Here is a 20,265-nt window from a genome sequence, read left to right as displayed (position 1 = left end):
TTTACTGTTTTTGGATTATACTGACAAATGTTTTTAACGTTCTTTCGAGCTGTAGTAACAGTCTTTTAGCGGTAGCGCGATGAATGGAGTTATCTTGAAAAAGCAGTTCAAACTCACACTCGTCACCTCCCAATGCTACCAGGGTGAAAGGAATTTCATTTCGCTCCCTGGAGCCTAATACTTTTAATCGACCAGCTTGTCCCAGTGCTGTTCCTGTGCGATCGCCGGGATAATTTTCAAATACTACCAGTGTTTCCAGTTTAGTGTCCCAACCATCCTGCCTAAGTGCGGTAAATAGTCTGCCTGTAGGCATGGTAATATCTTCGAGTATTTCACCAAAGCTGGAACGAACGGCATCCATCAGTGCTGACAGCGCGTCGGGTACTGTAACATAGAAAGGAAGGGTATTCATACAACATCCGGCGAGTGAGCTTACCTCTTGTATCTCCGGAGGTCTGATAGTTAGTACTACGCCAAACAGAATTTCCCGTTGCCGCAATTGGTAGACCATTACCAGCGACCATGCTGCCAGAATAATTTCAAACATACTTGCATGATGCTGTCTGGCGAGTTGGTTTAATGCTACAGTATCTTCGGTGCTGAGGCGGAGAAAATCACTGACATACTGTTTTTGATCAGTGACCACGGGCAATTTCATACTGTTTGGCAGCTTGAACTTTCTGTATTTTCCGAACCAGCGGCTTAGTATATCTTCCTGGCTTTGCTGGCACCACCAGTTGTTATACGTTGCTAGTACAGGAGCAGGGGCAGGCAATCTGCTATTGTCATTAAGCGCCTGATAGGATTTACCTACATCGCTAATTACCAGATTCAGGCTCCATCCGTCAAAAAACAAGTGGTGGTGCGACCAGAGTAGCCTTTGCCCATCTTTTGCACGCAAAAGATATAATCGTGACATATCTCCTGTCAGCAGATTAAACGGCTGATGAATATCATACTCTAATGTCTTGTTGCAAAGAGATTCAATATCAGTATCCAAAGCCGTTATTTCATTCCAACAGATTTCTTTACCATTTACAATTGTAAAAACAGGGTCGGGCGTTTGATCTATGTTTACGCTATATGCAAATACATCATGCATAGTAGCCGTATGTTGCCAGGCTTTTTTCAACAGCTGTGTATCGATATCTCCCTGTAACTCAAATAAAATCTGTGTATGGTACAAACCAGCATCAGGATACCTGAGGCAGGCACTTAATATAGATTCCTGGAATGTTGTAAGTGGAATATGCGATAAATAATTTCCGTCAACAACCGACCAAGACTGCGCTAAAGCTGTTGAAATAGCGGCAGCAGTGGTAGCAGGTAATGCGGCATCGCAGTCTACTACAACGATGGCATTATTTTCTTCCAGCAAAAACTCTATGGCGATAGTGTGAGAGGGGGTTGTATCAGCATCCAAAAAATCAATCATCCCCGCGCTATCAGCTTCGTTGTCGAAGCCCGTAACAATATTCAGCACATATTCGGCAGAAGAACCAATAACTGCCTCTTTCAATGCCGCTGTAGCAGCAGCCTGCCAGGCTGCCGTAGAGGGCTCGTTTACTGATACCGTCGCATGCTTGAATGTGGTCATCCAGCCCACCGTTTGTCCATAATCAGCTCCATCCTTCACATGATGTCGCCCATCCTGTTCCAGGGCGATAGAAATCGATTTTAATCCAAAATGTGTTGCCAACGCCTGCGCAGTAATACCCAACATTAAGCTGGTACGTTGTGCGCCAGCCTGTTTGATATTATCGTATACCCGTTGGGGTAATATTGTCTTATGGTGCATTCTTTCTCTGCCAATGGCATATTGAGTAATCACCTGTTCATTGTTTAATGACCATTGGGCATAGGATGCAGGGATAGCGGGCAAATGAGTCTTTTCGCCCTCCTGATAATACAATTGTAACTCACGAATCACCTGGTACCAAGAATGGATATCTATTGCGAGGTGATGTGCGCCTATCACGATGGTAGCAGGATTGTTCTGCAATCGTACCACTCCCACCATTTTGCCATTTTGGGGAGATATTTGTTCGGATATTGAATTTTTTGCTGCCTCCAAATCACTTGCTAGCGCAATTTCCGTAAGATGTGATGGTATGCCGGTTACCAAGCGCCAACCATTTCCGGTCTCTTTCAACAGCATTGAAAAAGCATCATGTCTGCTCAATAGCTGGTTCCAGGCATATAAAAGTCTTTCTTCTGCTACAGGTGAAGTAAACGTTAGCAGGACGGTTTGAACACCAGCTTTCGCTGGATTGGCAACAGTGCAAAGAAAATGCTGTGCGGCTTCACCTGGCACAAGAACTGTTCCAGGGGCAATAGCCGCCACCGTTTGTTGCTGCATTCTGGATTTGAGCACACTCGCCATTTGTCGAATGCTGGGATAACGGAAGAAATCTGCCAGGCTTATCACTATACCTGATTTCCTCGCCAGCGCAGTAATCTGTATGGCGTTCATAGAATCTCCACCTATCCTGAAAAAATTATCATCCGCTGAAATATGTGACTGTTTCAGTACAGCTGACCATAAGTCTTTCAATATCGCTTCTTCCTGATTTAATAGCTCGGCAGATGCCTTATTTTCTGATGATAATATTGCTGGTTCAGGTAATTGTTTAACGTCAATTTTTCCATTTATATTCAATGGAAACTCAGCTAACAATACATAGTATTTAGGCACTACTGCTGCCGGCAGTCCCTGCAAAGCAGCACCCTGCAATGATTCCAGCAGTGTGGTAAGCTCGGCGCCAGCTTCATACCTGATATATGCTACCAGTGCTTTCGTTTTGTTTGGCAAGCTTTTGTAAAATACCATTGCCCTTTGCACTCCTTTAACGGTAGAAAGGATATGTTCTATTTCTCCCAGTTCTATACGAACACCTGCAATCTTTACCTGCCGGTCATCTCGTCCTATATATTCTATGTCTCCATTCGCATGCATCTTAGCATGGTCTCCTGTCAAATAAATTCTTCCTCCTAACCCTGACCAGGGCCGGAATACCTTTGCTGTTTCAAAAGGTCTGCCGAGATAGCCCTCCGTGACAGCAAATCCATAGATACCGATCTGCCCGGCGACACCACGCACCACAGGGTTTAATGCATCATCCAGAATAACAACACCAGCGCCATTCACCGGACTACCAAGTGGCAATGCATGTGGCCATGGTGAAGGCTGATTACCTTTCCAGCTGAGCATAAAAATGGAGGCTTCCGTAGGACCATAACAATGCTGCAATGGAATATTCCTTTCTTCCAGTAAACGTTTCAATAACGCCGGAGGAACGGCTTCTCCTCCACAGAACACCATCCTAATCGATCTTCCTTCATTTGGACTCATCGCATTCAGTAAACTCTCTAAAATCCCCGGAATGAAGTGTACATGTGTTACCTGTTCCTTTTCTATCAACCGTACCATTTCTGGTAAATTCTGTACACCTACTGCTTCTGCCACCAGTAACCTGGCTTTGCATAACAAGGGGAAAAGCATCTCCCAGATAGAAATATCAAATCCCGTTGATGCTGTATGCAGGAAGACATCTTCCTGGGATAACCCAAATGTCTCCACTGACCAACCAAGTAAATATGCTATTCCTTTCCATCCACAGATGACAGGCTTGGGTTCTCCGGTGGAACCGGATGTAAAAGATATATAAGCTGTATTAACCTGTTGCGTCGATTTCAATGACCGTGTATCCATTGCCGTTATAACCACACTCCCTCTTTCCAGCATAACTTTTGCCGATGGTTGCGTTTGACGGATCATGGACTGCTGGCGGTCATGCGGTTGTTCAGGATTAATTAGCACCGGTACCGCACCTGCCTCCCATATGGCCATTAACACAGGCACATACCAGACAGTACGCGGAAGTATCACCGCAATACAATCGCCCGGCTCCACTCCTGCATTTGTAAATTCAGTTAAAAACTTATCCGTATGATTAATCAGCGCCAAGCCTGTAAACGAAACAGTTCCATTCTTCACCACAGCTATATCTCCCTGTTGCTTAAAAATATCTCGCAGCAGCGAAGGGATATGTTGATAATGAATGACTGCATCGTCTGGCTTATTTTCCAGCATCGCTGCCGCGCTATGATTAAATGGTATCAATGGCACTGCTGCCAGTAGTTCGGTAGGATGTTGTAGTAAGCCTACAATATAATTGCCAAGAGATGCTACCCAATGAGCCAGCAGTTGTTGGCTGTACAAACTTTCTCTTCCACGTAAATTGCAGGAAATATGGCCATCTTTACTAACCTTAACAGATATTTCCACATCAGCTCTTACTGTATTTACCTGTTGCACCAATGAATAGGCTGCACCACCATCAAAGCGTAATATTGGTTGTTGTTCAGTGTCATCCTGAAAGCTGAACAGTACTGGCATCATATGTTCTACGCCTTTATTGCGCAGCAGTGCGGCCAAGTGCATCGGATCAGCCGGAAGGTTATCCAGCAACCAGTCTAGCTGCTCTTTACTATGATCATATACCTTGTACAAAGTAGTTGTCGGGGTAATACTTGCAAATAAAGGAACTACCACGGTCGATAACCTGATACCGGCAATGTGCTGGCCAATACTGGTTGCAATGCTCATCGCTACTTGCGCCTTGGAGGTCATGCGATGCAACCAGGCAGTAGTCATAGCAGCAAACAGCGGGAAATGGCTTCTTCCATCAGATTGCAGACCAGAAAAATCCTTTATATTCAATCCGGTGTCAAAGTCTGCTGACACTGCATTTGCAAGGAATCTATCGCCGTGCCTGTCGCCAGGTAATGATGGAATATTTTCCAGTGCAGATAAATAATTTTCCCAGATATCCTTACTACTTGCTTCCGGAAGTAGTGGTGGATACTTTTCAATAAAAGGTATACATGGCTCATTACGGGAATAGGTATCTGCTAAAGCCGTCATAAAAGCTGCTATACCTTTACCATCTAGCAAACTATGATGGGCACGTAAGCGTATAGTAGTTAAATGTGGTTGTGAATTATCCAGACGAATATTTAAGAACGATCTATCTGTGTTGGTAATACCCAGTGCGCGATCTACGGCCTCTTTCAATGGACTATCCTGCCATTGGTAGCCAGCATCATTGGATACAAGTCTGGCTCTTAGCATAGGATGCGCAGCGAGTAAGGTCGTCATGGCTTTCTTAAAGCGATGTCCGCACAGTTGTTGATTTATTGTCCAGGCATCTTCTATCCAATAGGCGGCATCGCCGCTTAGCTGCTCATCAGCCAGTATGGCCCATTCCATCGGTGTCAGATCCCATGGATCAAGTGTAGTTGGCTTGGGGTGGTCTGTGACCGCAGCGCCATGAATTATTTGCGCGATGCTTTCTATGGACCTTGCCTGATAGATGTCCCGCACATGCACACGTTTATTCAGGCGGGAATCTGCCAAGCCGATCAAACGCAGTACAGCCAGCGAATGGCCTCCTTCAAGAAAAAAATCATCTTGTGGCTGCAGTGTTGTTCTGCCCAAGACTTCCATGATCAGCTGCCATGCAGGATCATTATGTTGGTGTATTTCCGTATGCGTAACCGTGAGTGCTTCCAATTCATTCAACAAGACCTTATAATCCACCTTACCTCTTTCTGTAAGCGGTAATGGCTGAAAGCGCATTACTGTTGGTTGTGCAATCGCCGGCAGCATCGCCAGGGCTGCTGCAACGCTTTGATCTTTATTCGATACTGCTTCATGTTGAATGAATACGCCCAGATGTTCCTGGTTATTACCATATGGCAAAGCCGCACATCTGGCTCCATGGAAAGCCTTGCTGAACACATTTTCAATTTCATCAATTGCAATACGCATTCCTCTTCGTTTCAGCTGCCTGTCGGCCCTGCCTGCGAATACAAGCTCACCTTTCTCATTGATAATAACGCGATCGCCTGTACGATACATACTGGCGCCAGGAACAGTACTAAAAGGATCAGGAATAAAATTAAAAGCAGTTTCCACAGGTCGTTGAAAATATCCATGCGCAAGGACTTCACCACCAATAAACAGATCTCCTGCAAAACCTTTAGGCATTGGTTGCAGGTCTTTATCCAACACATACATGGTCACTCCTTCCCTGGGGCTTCCCAACAATGGCAATCCCTCTTCAATGGGCGCATGTAGCGCTGCTGAAGTAACTACGATGGAAGCTTCTGCAGGCCCATATGTAGTTAGTAATCTTGCAGATGAATTCGATTGCTTAAGTTTATATAGCCATGCTTCAGCAGCAGCCTTGTTATATCCTTCCCCTCCAATCACGACCAGGCGCAAAGACACAGGCAGCTGATCATCATTAGCAGCAAGAGATACACCTGCCAGATTAAAAAAACCTGTAGGAAGATCGATGACGCTAACTTTATGTTGTTCACAAAAAGTAATAAAAGAGGTCACAGAAGCGGCCATCATCTGATCACGTAATACCAGCGCGGCACCTACTGCCAACGCGGGAAGTACTTCTTCCAGCATCGCATCAAATGATACTGCACAAAATTGCAACATGCGATCGGACGACTGTAAACTAAATGCTTTTATTGCCCAGCGCGCATGATCACTAATTTTAGTAAGCGGCAGCCAAATAGGCTTGGGCATTCCGGTGGTGCCGGAAGTAAACAGCATAATATTTCCAGGAGTGATATCCGGACGATTTTTTTGTTCGACCGGATTATTAATAAGATAATCTACCCTGGTTGTTTTTACAGTAAAATTTCGTGTTGTATTATCAGTCAAAACGTGCGTAATACTTCCTGACTGGATACATGCAGCGAGTATATTTTCATTGGCATCGGGATCAAGTAACGCAAATGGTTTACCAGTGCTTATCATGCCTACCAGCGCTGCAATAAATTCAAATGATCGTGGAATACATAATGCAATTACTTCTTTTCCAGTAAGTGGCAGTGCTAATGCCCATGCGGTAATAGCATCAGCCGAATGCTGCAGATCTGCGTAGGTATATTGACGTTGAGTTGCATCAATAACAGCTACAGCTGAAGGATTCCGATCCATCTGCTTACTTATCTCATGTATAACAGAAAATGAGCTTGTAACAGCAGTTGAATATAGTGGTGCATCTGCAAGCGCTATATTAGTCAATTTAATTTCACGATGTAATGCAACTACTTCCAGCATCTTCCAAACACTGTTTAACAAAGATGTTGCCGCAAGTGGTGCTATCTTATCCGGATCATAATCCATCATCATCTGCAACCCTTCTTTTACCGGCTGCACCAGCAGTGAGCAGGCAAGTCTGGATGGATAAGCATTCGGAATACCTAATTCTACCTGGACATTCTTCTGATTTATTATCAGCGCATCATGCCAGGCAAAAACTGCATCATATATATTATTAGGAGTGCCAGAATTCGAAGAACGACGTAATAATGATTGTAGTCTGTAGGGCAATAGTTCAGATAACTGTTGCTGTAATGAGTCTGCAAATTGTATAAATGATAAAGCAGGATTATATGATAACGTTAACGGTAGTACGTTAATAAAACATCCGGCAGTATGTGCTTCCGGTAATAAATCGTGCAAAGAAAAAGGTATACCAACAGTAGTTTCACAACGTCCTTCCAATCGAGACAACGCTATATAGAATGCGGCCATAATCAAAGCCTGTGGCGTTAGAGCAGCTTCCCTTGCGATATTTTCCAATTGATTCCATACCGTTATATTCAACATGGCATCGCAACGTTGTACACGTAAGGACTTATCGTTGGTAATCCGCGCAGGAGACTGCGCAACAGCAGTTGCCGGCATATGCTCATTTTGCTGGATTTCCAGCTGCTGAACGGAGGTCAGCAAACGATGTATTGCATCATGATAGTTACCAGCTGAAGGAGGAATATTACCTGTATAAAACGCTACGATATCATAGACCAGCAACTCAATACTTTTTCGGTCTGCGATGACGTGATGAAAACGAAGAATAAAAGAAATATGGTCTTCCTTTCTTTCTGTTATCAACAGGCTTACTTCATTCTTAACTGAAGGATCAATAGGAGCTCTTTCATCTGCTGCGAATAAAATATTCTCAGAAAAATGAGCAACAGGAAGAATAGTTTGTTTCCAGGCAAAACTTTCACTCATTGATTCTTTTATAGACACACGAAAGGTATCATGACGAAGGACTGCTCTTTTAAATGCCTGGTAAATTCGCTCTGGATCAGCATTTCGCTCTTCCCATCGCATCGGAACTTCTATGGTGTAAATTTCATGTGAACCATTCAGCGCGCAATCGAATAAGATAGCTTCCTGCATAGGCAACAGTTCACATGATGGCATCAATGAGGGAATTTCCATAACATATACAGGTTTGCAAACAAAGGCTATATGGATGAATCATATCATTCCACAACTAATAAATCGGGCTCACAACATATCCAGAATAACCGATATTTTTGAGATTAAAATTATTAAGGGTTTACGGCACAGGTCTTTATTTCTCCTCGCAAATTGGCACCTAACACTCCAATGTTTAATAGGTTAGATCGGGTAACTTGTCACTTTAACAATATTAAAAAATTAATTTTAAAAATCACAATTTTTTGATGAGATTTAATTTTTTTTAAACACTATCTTCCTCTCTCATTGTCAACCACTCACAATAGCCGCCTATGGAATCTTCTAACATATGGGATCAGCAATACAGTCAAGGATCCTGGGATGTATTGAAATCTGAAAAAGAAAATGCACGACAGGAAACAGCAAGACAATTAATCTACAAATATGCTTTTAATGGCACCCTACTTGAAGTAGGCTGTGGAGAAGGACTGCTGCAGCAACACTTAAACCCCGACGCCTATACGTTTTTTACCGGCGTCGACTTTTCAGCCATCGCTATTAACAGAGCAGCAGCTTTGAATGATCATAAAACTTCTTACATAGTAGCAGATATGGAAGTATATACGCCGCCTCATTTAATCGACCTGATTCTATTCAATGAATCTATTTACTACGCAAAAAATCCATTGGATCTGCTGCGTCGGTATATGCCCTTCCTTCGTGACAATGGCGTGATGATGACTTCTATCTTCAGTACTGGTAATAATCTGAAAATAATAAAACAGATTCATGAATCGTTTGACATAGTAGATGAAATAATCACCAGCAACGAACGTGGTAGCTGGTATTGCACTGTATTTAGCAAATAGCCATTTTAGGCGCCTCTGTTAACCATTTACCATTAACCCGTTATATCATGTTATTTAGAAATCCCAAACTGGTTCTTGCAAAAGAACTGTTCATGATTACAATCATTTCTACTTTCGGTAAAAAAAATAATACCGCCATTACCAGGAGATGCGATCACATCAGTAACATGCTGGGATTAGAATTTTCAGTAGCCGCAATTCAATTCAGGCTACCATGCCAATTCTCATTTACCAATATCTCTCTTCATAAAAAAAACAAAGCTGAAATTAATATCTATAAAGCTATACTCAAACTGAATTTGTTTGCTTTATTAAAAAAACAAAATCCCCTGAAAGCTTTCATCCTGAGTGATATTTCAGTAGATCTGGGAAAAGCTACAGCCGCTGAAGGCCTTAACAGCAGTAAAGCACATACAGGGCAGGCCTCAGCCCCGTTACCTAAAATCAGCTACCATCATTACCGCGCCTTATTCCGATATTTTCACCGGATCTTTAAAGTATTACCACCTTATCTGCAAATCAATAATTGCACTATCAATATTTGCGTTGCTAGAAAAAACATACAACTATCTTTTCCTTCCATCCAGTTAAACAATGACCAGTTCACTTGTTATATAAAAGCCGCATCAGCGATACAGCCATATCCGTTGAATGGCAGCATTGACAGAAAGGAAAAAGTATTAAGGATCAACCAGGATAAGCAGCAGCATGCTACTCCCATTCCATTACCCATCTACACGGATGAGGGCCTGCACAAATATGCATTATGCATTCCACATCAGGAGATGCATGTAGCGCTAAAGCAGGACAGCCTTCAAGTGCATGGTAATTTTATCAAACCTTATATCGTTGGGCAGCAAAACGAAATATCTCCCATCACTGGCATCAGTTTCAAGCTGGATTGTCTGCTTACACGGGGAGCCTTTACCGTGAGCCCCGCGTCTCATTTTTCCTTTGATTCAGTGCAGATACATTTTTCAGGTGAACATAACTTCGCTCAACATCTGTTGCAGTTATCTGCCAGGGCCAGCAACCTGGGCGGAGATCTATTAAGAAAATTTCCATTTTTACAGGAAAGTAAGCTGACAGCACTTCCTATCACAGGCACCATGAACGCCGCGGTGGAATTCACCATGAACCTGAACAACCCTTGGGTACATCATTTCCACCTGGACGTGAACACCGAAAAACTTTCCATAGCTGGTCCACTACCCGAATGGACGTATATTAATGCTCCCTTCATTCATTATATCCGTCAAAACGCCACCAGTCTAAAGGCGATTACTTTACATCCCGATGCCAGCAATTTTACTGCTTTGAAAATTCTTCCGGCAACGTTCATCCATACACTCATTTTGTCTGAAGACACTCATTTTCATTACCATCATGGGTTCGACAGTATTGCATTTGGATATGGCATCGTGCAAAACCTGCTGGCACGCAGGTTTGTCAGGGGCAGCAGCACCATTACCATGCAGCTTGTCCGGAATCTCTTCCTACATCATCGCAAATCAATTTTCAGAAAGCTGGAAGAAATCGCGCTCTCCATACTGCTGGAAAAAGTATTGCTGATTTCAAAAGAAAGGATACTGGAAATTTATCTGAATATTATTGAATTCGGCCCTGGGATATTCGGTATTCAGGAGGCTTGTGAATTTTATTTCTCAAAAAAACCAATGGATTTAACTATACAGGAAATGATCCTGCTTACCTATATCATTCCCCGACCAAAATTTTTCATAACTGCATATGAAGATGCGTCAGCACAGCTACAACAGAATCTTCATAAGCACATGCAGTATATGACAAATAAAATGCAACAATATGGAATCATATCTTCTGCTGAAGCAGCCATGGTTTCCAATAGTGTCAATATTCGCGGGAAAGAGATGTTGCTTGGATAACAAATAAAATTTAAACATCGAGTTATGTCAGGATCAATCACCAGTACGTTTTCATGCGGGCTTATAGGCGGCAATCATCTTACTGTTCAATGCGGTGACTATTTGCTCAGCCGCGGACATATCATTAAATGGGTGCTACCACGTGGAAAAATGCTTACGGAATGGGCACAACGTAATAACATAACCCAATACTTCACCCAGCAGGAAATTATAGACGCTGCTGATACGGTAGACTATATTTTCAGTGTTGTCAATGATCTTATTTTGAGTCCTGCATTACTCGCCATACCTGAAAAATTTGCCATCAACTACCACAATGCGCTGCTACCTAAATACGGCGGTGTTTTTGCTACTTCGTGGGCGATACTGAACGATGAAACCAGTCATGGTATTACCTGGCATATCGTAAGGCCGGCCATAGATACTGGCGAAATCCTTAACCAGCAACATATTCACATCTCCCCGACAGATACTGCGTATGCACTGAATCAACGATGCTATGAGGTTGCCTTGCAGGGGTTCAGGGAATCACTGGTGCCCGACCTGGAAAAAAATAATATCCAACCAATCGTTCAGGATGAATCACAAAGATCTTACTATACCCTTTACAGGAAACCTCCTTATGGCGGATTACTGCGATGGGACATGCCAGTAACATTTCTGTATAAACTTTATCGCGCACTTTCCAGAGGTAACATTGACAATTCTTTTGAGCACGCACGCATAGTATATAACGATAAAGTTTTTTCAGTGCATCATCTTCATCCATTAACTGCTGATCACCGTGCCTTGCCAGGAACCATTCTGAATATTGACGCTGATGGCATGACCGTTGCCGTACAGGATGCGGCACTGTCCATACAACAACTCCAGGGCCACGATGGTGAAATGCTTACAGCAGCGGCCTGGTGCAAGGCACATCAACTCGAGCGCGGAAACTTGTTGCCATTGATTTCATCAGCTATTGGAGATGCGTTGCAATCATCATGTGAATCTGTATCAAAAGATGAAAACTTTTGTATCGCACAATGGAAACAGGCATTTGCCATTAGCCAGCTCGAGTATGAACCCATTCAATCCCAGCCATCATCAGAGATTCCTATTACTAGTTTTGTGGATACAGCATTAGTGCCTGTGTTATTCATGCTTGCCGTATCTTCTCTTTATGGTAAAGAGATACCCGTACTATACGCTACCCAGACAATGCACAATCGCATAGTGGGCATGGAAACATTTTTCAACGCAGGCTTGCCAGTAGTTGTCCCCTGCTATGTTGCTACTTCCATCCATCAACAAGTGGATTTTTTAAAAAATGTCTGCCAAAAGGTCGAAAAAAGAGGAATTTATGGCGCCGATATTTTCGTAAGAAGAAAAATCAACAGGTCCAATCTGCCATTATCTATAACGATAAGCGATGAAGGATATAATACAACTGCTGCTATTGCCTGCGTAAACATCATCTATCATCCTGCAAATAATACATTTCGTATAGCGGCTAAACGCAATGCGCTGGAAGACCTTTTTAACTGTGATCAGGAAAATTTTGCGATAGCTGTCAGCCAGTTAGTCCATCAACTTTCCTTGTCGCTTACTTCGGATAAAAATGTTTAAATTTAAGTGTAAGCCCAGTTATATAACCATATCCAAGCTACCATGGGAATTTCACCGAAGATGCATCTAACTATCGCAACGTTATTTCTGTTACTGTTTTGTTGTCGGTTGTCAGTGGCGCAATCTCCATTACATAAGAGATTCGATTCAGTACAACAACACAGTGGAGGCGCTTTAGGTGTGTTTGCATGTCTGCTTGAAACGGGAGATACTATCAGTTTCAATGGCAACAAGCATTTCCCTATGCAAAGTGTTTATAAAGTCCCCATCAATATGGTGGTTTTGAAGGCGGTAGATTGCCGGGAGCTTAGTCTCAGCCAGCGGTACTCTCTTCAACCATTCCAGGTTTTTAAAAAAGGCCATAGCGAAATACGCAGGAAATATCCTAATGGCGGCATATCGCTGACATTATTGGATTTACTGCGATATAACGTAGTGGAAAGTGATGGTGTTGCCTGCGATATACTGTTAGACATCATGAAAGGTCCCTCCCACGTAGATTCGCTGATACATATGATGGGTATTAGCGCCATTGCTATTGCTACTACAGAAAAGGCACAACAGGAAAATGCTACACTACAGTACCAGAATTGGATATCACCTGCTGCTGCCGTTCAACTATTAGATACGCTTTTTAATGGTACATACCTGTCCGCCGCCAGCCGCAATTTGCTGCTACAACAGATGCGGCAGTCTACACCTTCGTTCGCCAGGATTAACCGTAAATTACCTGCAGGCACGCCTACAGCTCATAAGAGCGGTACTGCTGCCACCGGAAAAAATGGAATAACAGGCGCCACCAACGACATCGGTATACTTACGCTTCCAAATGGCAGGCATATAGCCATTGGCGTTTTTATTTCCGATTCGCGTGCAACGATGTTCCAACGTGAAGATGCCATCGGACAGGCAGCAAAAATTGTTTGGGATCACTGGTATCATCCAAGATAATGGCTACAGCGACGGTCCGGCCCAGTTAGTTTCTATCCATTCCAGGCAGGCTTTCAACTCTCCTATTACGCCATTGGTTTCCCAGCCAGCAGGGATTTCCTTAGCAGTAGGCAAAACAGAATATTGCTGGTGGATATTCTTCACCACATAATATTCTACAAATGGGTCAACGTGCTCGTCGTCTTTAATGTTAATGGCATTTGTCATGATGTAGGGTTTTTATTGGTTATTTTTTAGCGCATTCGTTTTTTCTCTTCTTTCATTCCACCTTCATTAGTTCCGGCAGATTTCAATTTTGTGTTACCAAAACGATAGTTAAAGGAAATTTTGAATTGCTGAGATTCCCATTTAATTCTATTTGTATAATATAGTCCGCCAAAATCCCTTGTCAGACTGAGGTCCAGGGTATTGAAAATATCAGAGACAGCAAACCTTAGGGTACCTGCGTTATGCAATATCTTCTTTTGTAAACCAACATCCACAGACCACTGAGGATCTACTATTGCAGGTACATCCAGGTATTTTGAATTATAGTAAAAAGAAAGCTCTGCACTCCAGCCATCAGGTATCATGAAAGTATTGCTACCTGTAAAACTCCAGGCATTCTGAGACATGTTTACCGGCGATGCACCGGCCATACCTTTCACCTCCTGATGGAATGCATTTAAGCCATAGTTAAAGTCCCACCATTTTTTAGGCGACAGCTGAAAAAATACCGCCAACGTATAATTCTTTTGGTGAGCGATATTGACATTTGTCTGGAATGTTCTGCCTCCCATAATACTATCGCGGTATCTTACAATATAATTTTTTGTGTCAGCATAGCTAAAACTGGTGGTCAGCATTTGCTTATAGTTATTCGATAACTTAAAGGTAGAAGTATACTCAGGCAAAAGGAAAGGATTACCTTTTGTAAAAGAATATTCATCCTGCACATATACAAATGGATTTAAATCCTGGTATGCCGGACGGTCGATACGTTTATTATACACGATGCTGGTAGCATTGTTCTTATTCCACTTATAAGTTATTACTGCATTAGGAAAATAGCTCATGTAGTTATTCTTAACTGCATCCAGTTCTTCTTTTATAAGATCTTTGAGAATACCGGAAGAAGTGGTATACTCTCCTCTAAGGCCCAGCTGCACTTCCCATGCCTTCCAATTCATATTATAATCGATATAGCCAGCTACTATTTTCTCGTTATAAATGAACTGGTTAGTTTTGCCCGTATCAGGTATATTGGAGTTATTCAATACATTATAAAACACAAAATCGTTATCAGATTTTGTATCAGTATATTTTAATCCGGTGGAAAACCTGCCCCCCAGCAGCTTCTGCGAATAGTCAGCCTTCAGGGACTTAACACTGATACCCGAAACAGACTTATTTGAATAGATATTACTTCTCAGAAAAACATCTTTACTATCATAGTAATAGTTAGGTTGATAACTATCAGCATGCAGATTAAAATCGAGGTAATTCGCATTAATCGTTAATTCACGGCTAAAAGAGTCGGCGTATCGGTAGCTGGCATTATAGTTCAGCATATTACTTTTACGGTATTGATCATTGCTGGCCTTCAGCACAGAATCTATATTTCCTGGTGTGTGATAGATGAGGGTGTTACTATTACTCATACCATCTTTGGTGGGAATACTACCATCTACCATTACCTGAAAATTGCTGGTAGGGGAAGCTGTAATGTTTACACCAGCTTTAAAAGTATGCCCAGTATTGTGCGACTTATTGGAAAAATACTGGTCGAAGTTGGTTAATAGGTTGTCAGGCGTAACCTGCTTGCGGAAATACTCTGTTTTATTGAGTGTTTGTCCATTCGCATAGTTGTAGTTTCCGAATAAGCTGATAGCCTTATTTCGGTAGTTTAGCCCGATGCCTCCATCATACTTTGGATAGTACCTGGATGTAGCAGCCGTGAGTGCCACATTGCCGTTAAATCCTTTTTTGTCATTTCTTTTTGTACGTATATTAATGACACCAGCCTGGCCGGCAGCATCATATCTGGCCGATGGATTAGTGATCACTTCAATTGCTTCAATATCTGAAGACTGCATATTCTTTAAGAGGTCAGCCAGTTCTTTCCCTCCCAGGTTTATTCGATTACCATCAAGATAAACGCTGAGTCCACGTTTTCCATTAATGAGAATATCATCATCACCTAATACGCGTACCCCCGGAGATTTTCGCAGTATTTCCAACGCATTTGTACCAGTAGCATTAATACTTGCAGCCACATTCAGAATGGTACGATCGGCTCTCATCTCTATAGAGGGCTTTCTGCTGGAAACGACCACTTCCTGTATCATATGCTCTTCCTGCTGCATTTGAATTTCAACTGAAATCAATTGTTCCGTGCCTACATTCACATTATTGCTGTAAGCCGTTTTGTAGCCCATAGATCGTGCAAGCAGATAGTAAACCCCTGGGGCTACTTTCTCTATTTGGAACTTTCCATTTTCGGCAGTTACAGCAGCTTTTACAAAAGAAGAATCATTGAGTCTGAAGAGTGCCACACTAATAAATGGCAATCCTGCTCCTTTCTCATTCTTGATGTATCCGGAAATATTAGCATTAGACTGTGCAAAAAGTGGTTGTAAAAATGATACGAGCATCATGGCAACAGTAGCCACAATGAATTTCGGTCCGGTTCTTAAGCTAGCATGCATATTGGCTCTAAATAAATATAGGTTGATATTGGTTAAACAATTTTTTGTGCAATAAAAAGATCTTCCAGGGGATTGATGCCAAACCTGGTATGCTTTTCATAAATATTGATCCGCTTTACATTAAAGCGCACTGCAGAAAGTTTTTGTACATAATCCTGCCCATAGATCCTCACATGATCTTCCTGTCCAAACAATTCCTTACGGCCTTCATCGCTTACTACAGCAAAGTCCTCCAACGTGCTAGCGCTATTTGCAGATATAGGCACTTGCAGCACCGCCTCTCCTCCAGGTTTAAGTACCCGATAAATCTGCTTCATGGCAGTACTATCGTCGGGGATATGTTCCAATACATGGTTACATATTACCAGGTCAAAATGATTCTCTGGAAAATCCAGCTCTAATACGTCCACATATCTGACATGGGCGGGATAGTTGTAGCCAAAAGTAAATTTATCGCCACAGATATAGCCATCCAGATCAGCGCTGAGAAATTCTCTACTCAGGTTCTTCTCAGGAGCGATATGCAATATTCTCTTCTTGTTATTCTTACTTAAATAATCACGTTCATATTGAAAGAAGGCATACAGTAAACGTTCCCTGTCAGAAGAACCACATTTATAACAGCGCGCCCGGCGGCGTTGGCCACCTACTACCTCCTTCTCAATTAATACTTTACTGTTGGACCCCATCAGGTCAAAGTTGCGGGAAGTATATCCACAAAAAGGGCATTTATATCTGAAACCTGTATTCCAGAATAATTTCATCTTTGTCTTAAAACTGCTATATGAAGGAAAAGCTAACATTGATCAGGGTTTTTGGTTATTATGACAATTGGATCAATAGGATATTCGGGGAACTATATTTTTTTAGACTGCGCTAAATGCAAATCATCAGTTACCAACTGCTCCAGGATATTTACACAGGTGGTGTTTTCATCGTATCGTAGAAAAATTTCACTCATGGCACAGCTATTTTTTTGATATTCTTTATTATTGGTTAATTCAAGGATCATTTTGCTGAGTGTAAGTGGCTGAGGTGATGTACACATCATTCCCAGTTTATGATATACCAACCGCGCTGCCATACCAGGTTGATCTGCACTATGTGGAATAGCTAATATTGGCTTTCCGGCAAATATTGCTTCTTTCACAGAATTACTACCACCATGCGTCACAACGATATCAGCGGCCTGCAATACACTACCTCTTTCTATCCAGGTAGCCACTATTACCCTATGCTCCTGTCCCTGCAATTGCGATTTTAGTTGGGCAGTAAGCTGTATATCCGCAGTAGCAATAACAGCACGAAACGACGGTAACAATTTTATGGCATCTGCGATGGCCACATATGCACCTTGCAGTAACTCTTTTCGTTGTTTGGCAACAGTACCAAGATTAACCCATATCAGGGGGCCGTTTCCGGCCGGCAATTCTATGTCAGTACTGCTTTCTGGCAAGTTGGTACATGGTCCGAGATAGGCAACATTCGCACGTAGTGAACGCTTCCTCGGAAAATCCATTTCTCTCGCATGTAGCACCAACTCAGGTACCGACTTAAAACGCAGATCATAACTTAATGGCCTGGTTGCCCATTCTCTTTTCAGGTCAAATCCTGACTGCTTTGCAACGTACAGGGTGAGTGTACGGTGCGAATATCCTTTAAGCCATTCGCTGACCTTACAGGGAAAACGGTAACCCAGATAATAGTTCCATTGTTGCCGCCACCATGCCACCGCTACTCTCCAGCTGCTCCCAAATGCCTTTGAAGGCACATAAGCGGACGTATAAGGCGGCGCCCATCGATCTCTGGACAGCAAAGGCTTTGTGCTTACTGCTGCGCCTTTAAAACCTGCGGCATGCAGTGCTGGCCAATACATCAGCATGAAAGGGTCCATTATCAGGTAGTCATGGTCTGAAGTATTCCTAAACAGCCTGGCGCCTGTTAATATTTCTGCTGCTTTTTGCCGGAAGTATGCACGACATTGCTTCCTACTCATTGAAACAGACGGCGCTCCCCCATTCATAAAAATTGGTAAGGCCATACACGGAAATCCCGCTGCAATAATTACATGCTGAATTTTGTCCGGACAATAAAATATTACACGATGGCCTGCCTGCTGCAATCGCAAAGCAACGCCAGACAATGCATAGAAATGACTAATATAATTATCAACTATAAAAGCAAAACTGAAATGCCGGGTATTCATGAACTACAGGTAATTTGATGCCATCTGACTAGTCTACAAGCCGCGCACTCACAATACAGGAAGACTGATTAACAAATCAATAAGCTGGCCAGATCATTAACGAAAGATAATAATTCTATTTCTAGCATCCAAACATAAAACCATCTAACAAAACAGTTATTAGAAAAACAGGAACACATTGATAGCCATGTACGCTATACTTATCATGTTAATCTGAACATTATCTGTAAAAATGCCTGTTAATGATTATACAAATGTTCTTTTGCTTCATTCCAATACATCCACCGGCTGGTAAATTATCTGCCAGCAAGCAATACTCACAAGCATTCTAAATCGAAATGATATATCATTATGAATTGAGTATCGAATTAGGATCAAAAACCAGCTTGATCTGTTTCATCAGATCCAGTTGCGATGCAGAGATTGCTTTCTCTAAATACGGTAACTGATATTTGCCAGTTCCATGCTCACCGGATAAGGTGCCTCCCAGTGCAATAGCGGCGTCAAAAATGCGACTGATAACATCATTCAGCAATATCTCCCATTGCTCTTCATCTGCAATATTTTCACGGAGAATATTAATATGAAAATTTCCATTACCAATATGACCAAACGCAGTATAATTGATATGATGAGCACCGGCAATGGCTTTGATGGCAGTATACATCTGATGAATACAAGACCTTGGCACTACGATATCAACGTCCCTGAATGTGGAACGATTAATAACAGCGTCGCCTATACGACTTCTCAACGACCAAAGACGACGGATTTCTGATTCAGATTGAGCCACCAGCATTTCTTCTGTTGTAAAGCTGCTGATAAGCCCGCTCAACATTTCCAGTTCCATCATCAGTAAATCCGTATTTTTTCCTTCCAGCTCAATCCATAACAGGCCGTCCAATGTACTGGCAGCAGGTAGTTTCGTTTGAAGGAAATCAGCAACCAACTCATATCCTGGCTTGTCAACAAACTCAATACTGGAAGCACTGAAATGATGCAGGAAAAGATGATGTACACAGTCAAACAATCGGTTAATATCATTAAATGGTATTAATACAAGTATTTCTTCTGTTGGAGGAACGAGCTTTAATACAACTTTCGTAATGATTCCCAAAGAACCTTCGCTACCGGCAAATAATTGTGTAAAGTTATAACCAGTAGCATTCTTCGTAATGTTTTTTCCTGTCCAGATAATATTTCCATTAGGCAATACTACTTCGAGGTTTAACACATAGTTCCTGGTGGGACCATATTTCAACGACTTAGGACTTCCACTTGCCACTGCTACATTACCACCTATAAAACAAGCAGCAGCACTGCTGATATTCTGTGGAAAGCAGAGCCCTTCCTCCAATACTGCTTCTTGTAATACTTTCGTGACCACGCCTGCTTCCACCACCGCAATCATATCAATCTTGTTGATTTCAATGATCCTGTTCAATCGTTCCAGTGACAAAATAATTCCCTTTGCCGGAGACAATGTGCCACCACTAACGCCGGTACCACCTCCTCTTACTGTTAGCGGCACACGGTTTTCATTACATAATGCCGCTATTGCAGATATTTCTTCCGTAGTAGCAGGAATCACTACCGCCGCCGGCATATGGAGCTTATTTAAGGTACATTCCAGGGCATAATGCTGCATGGCATCCAGGTCAGTAATGATATTACCTTCTCCTACAATGACACGCAGTTTATTCAATAGCATCAGCTGCTCATCCATAAAATCCCG

General features: G+C 42.4%; 10 protein-coding genes. 4 read left to right on the top strand and 6 right to left on the bottom strand.

Going from position 1 to position 20,265, the window contains the following annotated elements:
- Position 1 precedes the first annotated feature (1 nt).
- Positions 2–8,320: an AMP-binding protein gene (locus ACE38W_RS01765; RefSeq protein WP_375828504.1), complete on the bottom strand. Its 8,319-nt coding sequence runs from the start codon at positions 8,318–8,320 to the stop codon at positions 2–4.
- Positions 8,321–8,634: 314 nt separating this feature from the next.
- On the opposite strand from ACE38W_RS01765, the gene ACE38W_RS01760 reads away from it, so the two are divergent.
- The 4 genes from ACE38W_RS01760 (at position 8,635) to bla (ending at position 13,637) form a co-directional block, all read left to right on the top strand.
- The gene (locus ACE38W_RS01760) at positions 8,635–9,171 is read left to right on the top strand and encodes a class I SAM-dependent methyltransferase (protein ID WP_375828503.1); all 537 of its coding nucleotides are present in this window, start codon (positions 8,635–8,637) and stop codon (positions 9,169–9,171) included.
- A gap of 92 nt (positions 9,172–9,263) precedes the next feature.
- The gene (locus tag ACE38W_RS01755; RefSeq protein WP_375828502.1) at positions 9,264–11,075 is read left to right on the top strand and encodes a biosynthetic peptidoglycan transglycosylase; all 1,812 of its coding nucleotides are present in this window, start codon (positions 9,264–9,266) and stop codon (positions 11,073–11,075) included.
- A gap of 24 nt (positions 11,076–11,099) precedes the next feature.
- Complete coding sequence (locus tag ACE38W_RS01750) at positions 11,100–12,686, top strand: formyltransferase family protein (RefSeq protein WP_375828501.1); 1,587 nt, start codon at positions 11,100–11,102, stop codon at positions 12,684–12,686.
- Positions 12,687–12,746: 60 nt separating this feature from the next.
- Positions 12,747–13,637 carry a class A beta-lactamase gene (bla, locus tag ACE38W_RS01745; protein WP_375828500.1) on the top strand — a complete coding sequence of 297 codons (891 nt, stop codon included), beginning with the start codon at positions 12,747–12,749 and terminating at the stop codon, positions 13,635–13,637.
- Positions 13,638–13,640: 3 nt separating this feature from the next.
- Here the strand turns inward: bla and ACE38W_RS01740 are convergent, their stop codons facing one another.
- From ACE38W_RS01740 to ACE38W_RS01720, 5 genes are all read right to left on the bottom strand, one after another.
- On the bottom strand, positions 13,641–13,844 hold the full coding sequence (locus tag ACE38W_RS01740; protein WP_375828499.1) for an MbtH family NRPS accessory protein: 204 nt from the start codon (positions 13,842–13,844) through the stop codon (positions 13,641–13,643).
- Positions 13,845–13,870: 26 nt separating this feature from the next.
- Positions 13,871–16,324 (bottom strand): outer membrane beta-barrel protein, encoded by a 2,454-nt coding sequence (locus tag ACE38W_RS01735; protein ID WP_375828498.1) that lies wholly within the window; start codon positions 16,322–16,324, stop codon positions 13,871–13,873.
- Positions 16,325–16,356: 32 nt separating this feature from the next.
- Positions 16,357–17,127: a class I SAM-dependent methyltransferase gene (locus ACE38W_RS01730; protein WP_375828497.1), complete on the bottom strand. Its 771-nt coding sequence runs from the start codon at positions 17,125–17,127 to the stop codon at positions 16,357–16,359.
- Positions 17,128–17,180: 53 nt separating this feature from the next.
- Positions 17,181–18,530 carry a glycosyltransferase gene (locus ACE38W_RS01725; RefSeq protein WP_375828496.1) on the bottom strand — a complete coding sequence of 450 codons (1,350 nt, stop codon included), beginning with the start codon at positions 18,528–18,530 and terminating at the stop codon, positions 17,181–17,183.
- A 349-nt stretch (positions 18,531–18,879) separates the two neighbouring features.
- Entirely contained in the window at positions 18,880–20,256 is a 1,377-nt protein-coding gene (locus ACE38W_RS01720) for an FAD-binding oxidoreductase (protein WP_375828495.1), read from the bottom strand.
- Positions 20,257–20,265: the final 9 nt, after the last annotated feature.

Origin of the sequence: Chitinophaga sp. Hz27, from assembly GCF_042263525.1 — a bacterium.
In the GTDB taxonomy this organism is placed as follows: domain Bacteria; phylum Bacteroidota; class Bacteroidia; order Chitinophagales; family Chitinophagaceae; genus Chitinophaga.
This window is presented reverse-complemented; position numbering and strand designations above follow the sequence as displayed.